The organism is Microbacterium sp. Bi128 (genome assembly GCF_918698205.1).
The window spans coordinates 1-1,306 of the sequence record NZ_CAKKMM010001406.1 but is presented as its reverse complement, the minus strand read 5'-3'; the positions used below and the strand labels follow the sequence as shown (position 1 = coordinate 1,306).

2 protein-coding genes are annotated in these 1,306 nt (G+C 69.4%); both read left to right on the top strand.

The features are described from left to right. Positions 1-511: single-stranded DNA-binding protein (locus LQV45_RS33190; protein WP_230011965.1), on the top strand; the 511-nt coding region annotated here is incomplete at its 5' end. Positions 512-900: 389 nt separating this feature from the next. Beyond that, positions 901-1,182 (top strand): hypothetical protein, encoded by a 282-nt coding sequence (locus tag LQV45_RS33185; RefSeq protein WP_230011958.1) that lies wholly within the window; start codon positions 901-903, stop codon positions 1,180-1,182. The last annotated feature ends 124 nt before the right edge of the window (positions 1,183-1,306 follow it).

Below are 1,306 nucleotides of genomic sequence, written 5' to 3'. Positions count from 1 at the left end.
CGGTGGCGTGGCCACGGCGTCCTTCCGGTTCGGCGCCACCGAGCGCCGGTACGACCGCGGCTCCAGCACCTGGGTGGATGGCAACACCAACTGGTTCACCGTCCAGGGATACCGGCAGCTGGCCGGCAACATTGGCTGCAGCATCAAGAAGGGCCAGCGGGTCATCGTGGTTGGCAGGCTGAAGATGCGGAGCTGGGAGAAGGACGGCAGGGTCTACCACGTCGCCGAAATTGACGCGGAGTCAGTTGGCCACGACCTCATGTGGGGCTCTGCCAACTTCACCCGCTCAGCCGCAGCCGGAAGCCAGGCGGCCGCCGGATCCGGTTCCCCAGACGCGCCCGGTAGCGGTGACGGCGACGGAGGCGGACCGCAGAGCCAGCCAGGGGACGACGACGGGGACGGCGACCACGGTGCCGACCACCACGACCACGGGACCTTCATCCATGACGAGAGCGGTGAGGAGGAGGAGGTGGACCAGGAAACCGGAGAACTGAAAGGGGTCGCAGCCTGAATCCCCTAGACCGGCGGGCAGCGCCGTGGACGCCGGGACTGGGCACCGGCACGCCGGAACGCGGCACTGCCGCGTGGCAGAATTGCCCGATGCAACACGCCAGGATCGCTGCGGGACGGGCGGACCCCACCCGAACCGCGGGAGGGGACGCCCGTCGCGGCGGCTGGGCCGTTCCGGCCGCCGCAACCTTGGTGCTCCTGCTTTCGGCCTCCGCCTGTGCGACGCCGGCCGGCAGCAGCGGAGCCATGGCCTCTGAAGCCGCGGATTCTCAGGGGACACCTTCCGCAACGTCCCCGGCACCGGCACCGACAGCCACTGCGTCGCCGGCACCGGCAGCCACGACGTCGCCGGTGGCGAAACCCGGCCTGAAACCCGACAGGGAATCCGCCATGAAGTCCACGGTCGAGGCGGTCCTGAACGCCGCCATCCGCGCCGGCGGTCAGCCCGAAACGGCGGGCATCCGCGCGTCGTTGGTTAAGGCAGGGATTCCGGCCGGCGCTGTGGAAGTCACAGCCGGGCGGACGCCCACCGGCCTGGCTGTCGACGCCGTCGAGGCCGGAGTGCGCGACGGCAGCGACTGCATCGTGGCCCAGATCCGCACCGGCACCGTCACCGTCACTGTGCTGCCGGGTCTGGCCTCCGGCGGCTGCCTCGTGGGCGTCCGGGACTGAGCCGAACCCTCGGACGCCGTTAAGTGGCCGATCCGGGCTCACGGAATGTGAGTTATCCCGCCCGAACCACTAGATTTGTAGGCATGGCGGAATTTATCTACACAATGACCAAGGCCCGTAACGC